The sequence below is a fragment of the Neisseria sp. HMSC075C10 genome (assembly GCF_001815615.1).
Lineage (GTDB): Bacteria > Pseudomonadota > Gammaproteobacteria > Burkholderiales > Neisseriaceae > Neisseria > Neisseria subflava_A.
Map to the genome: position 1 here is coordinate 102,042 of NZ_KV821266.1, position 5,952 is coordinate 107,993.

4 protein-coding genes and 1 pseudogene are annotated in these 5,952 nt (G+C 51.5%); 4 read left to right on the forward strand and 1 reads right to left on the reverse strand.

What is annotated here, in order from left to right; all coding sequences use genetic code 11:
- Positions 1 to 270: 270 nt before the first annotated feature.
- On the forward strand, positions 271 to 663 hold the full coding sequence (locus HMPREF3047_RS07940; RefSeq protein ID WP_283127042.1) for a hypothetical protein: 393 nt from the start codon (positions 271 to 273) through the stop codon (positions 661 to 663).
- Between the two features lie 56 nt (positions 664 to 719).
- Here HMPREF3047_RS07940 and fumC read toward each other — a convergent pair whose 3' ends face one another.
- Positions 720 to 2,108, reverse strand: a complete 1,389-nt coding sequence (gene fumC / locus HMPREF3047_RS07945; RefSeq protein ID WP_070713170.1) for a class II fumarate hydratase — start codon at positions 2,106 to 2,108, stop codon at positions 720 to 722.
- A gap of 309 nt (positions 2,109 to 2,417) precedes the next feature.
- Between fumC and HMPREF3047_RS07950 the strand changes: the two genes are divergently transcribed.
- The 3 genes and pseudogenes from HMPREF3047_RS07950 to HMPREF3047_RS11595 all read left to right on the forward strand — a co-directional run.
- Positions 2,418 to 4,337: a TonB-dependent receptor gene (locus HMPREF3047_RS07950; protein WP_070713173.1), complete on the forward strand. Its 1,920-nt coding sequence runs from the start codon at positions 2,418 to 2,420 to the stop codon at positions 4,335 to 4,337.
- A gap of 57 nt (positions 4,338 to 4,394) precedes the next feature.
- Positions 4,395 to 5,372 carry an ABC transporter substrate-binding protein gene (locus tag HMPREF3047_RS07955; RefSeq protein WP_004519356.1) on the forward strand — a complete coding sequence of 326 codons (978 nt, stop codon included), beginning with the start codon at positions 4,395 to 4,397 and terminating at the stop codon, positions 5,370 to 5,372.
- A gap of 461 nt (positions 5,373 to 5,833) precedes the next feature.
- Positions 5,834 to 5,952 (forward strand): annotated as a pseudogene (locus HMPREF3047_RS11595) (CRISPR-associated protein Cas4); the annotation flags it as partial.

Below are 5,952 nucleotides of genomic sequence, written 5' to 3' on the forward strand. Positions count from 1 at the left end.
GGCCGTCTGAAAATTTTCAGACGGCCTTTTGATTACCCGTGTTACACTCAACCTCACAATAAAAACAGATAAACCTAAACTTACCTTCAAACGAGAAAACACGCCTCCTGACTTTGCCGCCGTCTTCAAACAAAAGGAGCAAGGATGAAAAACTTTGTCTTTAAATTGGCTATGATCTGCCTATTCAGCGGATGCTATGCCGTATTTGTCGCCTGGGAAAATGGTGGATTCAGCCAGCTCCATGATTTTCAAGCAATAGAGAACAACGGCATGAGCGCATACCTTCATCAAACCTCCCCCATAGCCATGCAGGCTGAAAAAAACGAGCTGTCGATTTTGCAAAACAACCAAAACAGCTTGGCCTCTTGTGTCGGCATTGAATCTTTATGCGAACAGGCCAAGCCCGGAATCTGGGTTGAACATGCCAAATTCTTGCAACACAAAGACACGGGCAAATTATTGGTACTTTCGTTGAACTATTTGGAAAACAATGACACCGCAAAAACCCTACACAACCGCTATTCTGCATCGCTCCTACCCCAAGCAGACAGAACGGAGGCGTGGTATTACGCCTGGCGTACATTTTTGAGCTCAATAATATTTCTAATGAGCATCAATCTGCTGCCAATGATTTTTGCCCTATTTGAGGAAAAAACAGCCTGAGCATAAAAACATGCCGTCTGAAAACATTTTCAGACGGCATGTTTCATTATTAAAGCTTAACGCGGATGAACCATATCGGCAGGAACAACCAATTCGTCAAACTCTTCGCCTGTCAGCAAGCCCAATTCGATGGCAGTTTCGCGCAACGATTTGTCATTTTTGTAGGCGGTTTTGGCGACTTTGGCGGCGTTTTCATAGCCGATTTTACGGTTTAACGCAGTAACCAACATCAGGGAATGGTGCAGGAAATAGTCGATTTTTTCCGGCACGGGTTCGATGCCGACGGCGCAGTGTTCATTGAAGCTGTTGCACGCGTCGCCCAAGAGGCGGATGGATTGCAAGAGGTTGTAAGCGATAACGGGCATATAGACGTTCAGCTCGAAATTGCCCGACGCGCCCGCCATGCCGATGGTGACGTCGTTGCCGAACACTTGGCAGCACACCATGGTCATCGCTTCGCATTGGGTCGGGTTGACTTTGCCCGGCATGATGGACGAACCCGGCTCGTTTTCGGGGATTTTGATTTCGCCCAGACCGCAGCGCGGACCGCTTGCCAACCAGCGGATGTCGTTGGCGATTTTGTTCAGGCTTGCCGCCAGCGTTTTCAGTGCGCCCGAAGCGGCAACGGTGGCATCACGTCCGCCCAAGGCTTCAAATTTGTTCGGCGCGCTGACAAACGGCAGGCCGGACAATTCGGCGAGTTTGGCGGCGGCTTTTTCGGCGTATTCGGGATGACTGTTCAAACCCGTGCCGACCGCCGTGCCGCCCAAAGCGAGTTCATACAAATCTTTAAGCGCATCGTTCAGACGGCCTAAACCGTGATCAAGCTGGGAAACATAGCCGGAAAACTCTTGACCCAAAGTCAGCGGCGTCGCGTCTTGTAAGTGGGTGCGGCCGATTTTGACGATGGGGGCGAAGGCTTGGGCTTTTTTGTCCAACGTGTCGCGCAGGGCTTTTACCGCCGGAATAAGGTGGCGGTTGATTTCAATCGCGGCGGCGACGTGGATGGCAGTTGGGAACGCATCATTAGTCGATTGCGCGTGGTTCACATGGTCGTTGGGATGGACGGGCTGATACGCCGCCAAGCCCGTACCGGCAATTTCATTGGCGCGGTTTGCCAACACTTCGTTCATGTTCATATTGGATTGCGTGCCGGAGCCGGTCTGCCAAACCACTAAGGGGAACTGCCCGTCGAGCTTGCCGTTCAACACGTCGTCCGCCGCCTGCGTAATCAAATCCGCCTGTTCGGGCTTAATCCTGCCGAGGGAAACATTGGTGGCGGCTGCGGCTTTTTTCACCAGCGCCAAAGCATAAATCAGAGGCTGCGGCAGGGTTTCGCCGCCGATTTTGAAATTGTTGCGGCTGCGCTGGGTCTGCGCACCCCAATAGGCTTCGGATGGGACTTCGACATTGCCCATGGTGTCGTGTTCGGTACGAGTACTCATGCGTTTCTCCTATATTTAAACAGAAATAATAATGATTCGTAAATTTATTATACCCAGCAAAAGGCCGTCTGAAAAGAGAGAGGTTTTCAGACGACATTTTGCTTTATCAACCTGAAATATTAATAGAAGATAAAACCCGATTTCGGAGCAAACACAACCTGCGCCGCCACTCCCCCTCTTCTAAAAATTTTCCTCCTTGCCGATTTGTATTTTGCGCTAGGTGTTTATCGACAATAAATACCTTATCGTTTCTTTACTTTGTTTCTCTCCAAGAGCATAATGAATAAAAATGATTATCAGGAGATGAAGATGAAACGAAAACATTTGGTTTACCTGTTAATGAGCGGTTTTGCCGCCGCAAACGGCTTTGCCGAAACCTTGGCAGACCCCGATGAAATCCAGCCTGTCAAAACCTTTTCCCCTCCCAAACCGATTGCCCCGACCGCTGCACAAGGCTATTTCCCCGAAAACCAATTCGACCGCACCGACCGCAGCGATCATTACTTTGTTACCGAAAACATAGACCAAGCCTTCCGTCCGTTGAAAGCAAACAGCGGTTTTTACGGCAAAAGCTTTTACAACTCCGTTACCGCACAAGCGCGTGGGGCGAAAGTGTACGGCGTGGTCAACCTCAATCACACCAAAACCAACGGCTATAAAGACGGCGACGGCAATCAGACCGATTGGAAATACAGCCGTTTTAATCAAGCTTTGGTACTCGGTTTCGTGCCGTCTGAAAATCAAGAATACCGCCTCACCTACCTACACGACGACATCAACGATGACCGCCAGCCGCAGTTCGTTAACGACGCATTGGACACCGAACGCCACATCGCTAAACTCAACGCGCGTTGGGGCAATGCCGATTTGAGCAATACGGTCAGCGCGGAAGCAGGCATCATCAAACTCAAACGCCATGCCGACAATTACTCACTGCGTCCAAACAACACGCCGCAACAAATGTTTGTAGAACTTGACCGCAAAGTGTACGACTTCTCGCTCAAACACGACGCGGACTTCGGCAAATTCCACAACAACGCCACCGTCAGCTACCGCAACGACAGCCAAAACGGCGAGCGCAACGCCCACACCGCCATGCGCGATTTCCTCAACGGCTACCGTTTCGCCGATGTACACCTCGACCGCTGGCGCATTGCCGATACCCTGTCTTACAAGTTTGACGACCAACACAAACTGGGCTTGGGCTTAAGCTACGAAATCAACGAAGCAGACGTACGCAAAAATACAGCTCAGCCCGCCCATCCGATGAACCGTAACCTTGCCTTCGCCTCATCACAACAAATCTGGAAAACCCATTACGGCTACGACTTCAACGGCAAAGTGCGCCGTCATGCCTTCTCAGGCGAACTCAAATACGATTTCACGCCGTCTGAAACGCAAAAATACAGCGTTTCCCTTGCTCACTTAGAACGCATCGGCGACAACACCGAACGCTTCAACTCGCTTGCCGCCATCGTACAAAACCGCATGAACGGCGCGCTGATGAACCAGAACCCAGCCGCCGCCATCGCAGGCAATCCCCTGCTGAAAACCGAAAAACACAACCGCATCAAGCTCACCGCCGACAGCCGCAACGACTACTACAACGGCTATATGAACTCGTTGGCAGGCGCAGGCTGGAACGTAGGCAGCACGCTTGTGGCGGACGAAGTCAAAGACCTGATTATTTTTGACCGCGCCCACGGACAAAGCGGCACGGCTTCCAAAGGCGGCGGCATCATCACACGCAACGTGGATGCACGCCTGTTTACCGCGCAAGCCTACGCGCGTTACAACTTCAATCCGCATTGGGCGGCAGGCATCAAAGCCGCCTACAACTACGGGCACAACGAAACCGACGGCAGGCCGCTCTATCAAATCCGTCCGTTTGAAGCCGCCGTCCAAGCCGACTACAAAAACTACTTTGCCCACGGCAGCTACAACATCGGCGCGGCAACACGCTTTGTCGCCAAACAAACGCGCGGCGATTTTGATATAGCAAGCGGTCTGGGCATAGACAAACGCGAAGCCGCCAAAGGCTTTACCGTTGCCGACGTGTATGCCGGTATGAACATCAAAGACAAATACGGCTTGCGCTTGGGCGTGAACAACATGTTCAACAAAAAATACGCCGAATACATCAGCGGCGACCACGTCCTCGCCCTATCCCCCAGCGTGGTGTATGCACCGGGCAGGACATATTGGTTAAGTTTGCATGCGGCTTTTTAAAATCAGGCCGTCTGAAAGAATGCCTACACTGGCTTATTAAGAATTAGGAGATAAAAAATGGATATGAAAAGACGCGATTTCTTAAAAATGACCGCCGCGCTGGCAGCCGCAGGCGTTTCGCCTTCATTGTTGGCAGCTGGTAAAGAACAATTTACCGTATACGGCGCACCGGCAATGCCCAGCGTTACCATTGCAGTAGCGGCGTTACAGGGCAAGCTGGCGAAACAGGCAGATGTATCGCTGAAAATCTGGCGTTCGCCCGACCAACTGCGTGCAGGCGTAGCAAGCGGACAATTTAAAGTAATGATGAGCCCGAGCAATGTCGGCGTGAACCTGCGCAACCAAGGACAGAAAGTCGGCATGGTGAATATTTTGACCAACGGCATCACGCAGCTGATGTGCAAAGGCAGCGCGATTGCCTCGCCGCAGGATTTGGTCGGCAAAAAAATCCTCGTGCCGTTTAAAAACGACATGCCCGACATCGTGCTGCAAGCCTTGTTGAAAAAACTGAAAATCGACGCGCACAAAGTCGGCATCACCTACACCGCTACGCCGCCCGAAGCGGTGGGACTGTTTTTAAGCAAGGACTACCATGCCGCCATCCTGCCCGAACCGATGGCAACCGCCAGCCTACTGAAAGGCAAAACCATGGGCGTAAACGTCGTGCGCGGCTTTGATTTGGTGAAAGCATGGGGGCAGGCGTTTGACACCAAACCGCTGATTCCGATGGCGGGCATCATCGCCAACGAAGAATATTTCCACGCACACAAAGCACAGTTCGACCTCTTCCATCAGGATTTGAAAAACGCGCTCAACTGGATACTCGCCAACCGCCAAAGCGCGGCGAAAATCGGCAAAAACTATCTCCCCGCTCCCGAACCCGCCCTAGTCATGGGCTTGGACGGCGCACGGCTGACGGTAACCAAAGGCAGCGAAGTGAAGAACGAGATTTTGAAGTTTTACGAAATCCTGATGCAATTTAACCCGAAACTCTTGGGCGGCAAGCTGCCGGATAACGGGTTTTTCTTGGCTTAAAATGGGATAGAGGCCGTCTGAAAATAGTGGCGTAGCCATGAAATCTGCCTTGTCATTTTCAGACGGCCTATCAGGACATTATCAGCAGTGTAGGTCGGATTCTTGAACCCGACATTTCGGCTAAACGGGGCTGCCGGATACGAGTATCCGACCTACTCTTTTTAGACTACCTATCAGATAATAGTTCGAACAGTACACAAAGAGCCGTCATTTCCGCGCAGGCGGGAATCCAGCAGCGTAGGTCGGATTCTTGAATCCGACATTTCGGTTAAAAGGGTTGTCGGATACGAGTATCCGACCTACTTTTTTCAGACGACCTATCAGATAATAGTCAGAACAGTACACAAAGAGCCGTCATTTCCGCGCAGGCGGGAATCCAGTCTCTGATATTGCAGTAACGTAGGTCGGATTCTTGAATCCGACATTTCGGCTAAACGGGGCTGTCGGATACAAGATCCGATCTACTCTTTTCAGATGACCTACACACCCAAACACACGCCACCATCGCTGCCGTGCGCGAACTTCTAAAATAGCAGCCAAACCCCGCCGTCCAACTACGGCAAACGCTGCAAAGCCTGCT

Coding starts and splice junctions, on each gene's coding strand:
- HMPREF3047_RS07940 (WP_283127042.1), top strand. CDS start 271: ATGAGCGCATACCTTCATCAAACCTCCCCCATAGCCATGCAGGCTGAA.
- HMPREF3047_RS07955 (WP_004519356.1), top strand. CDS start 4,395: ATGGATATGAAAAGACGCGATTTCTTAAAAATGACCGCCGCGCTGGCA.
- HMPREF3047_RS07950 (WP_070713173.1), top strand. CDS start 2,418: ATGAAACGAAAACATTTGGTTTACCTGTTAATGAGCGGTTTTGCCGCC.
- fumC (WP_070713170.1), bottom strand. CDS start 2,108: ATGAGTACTCGTACCGAACACGACACCATGGGCAATGTCGAAGTCCCA.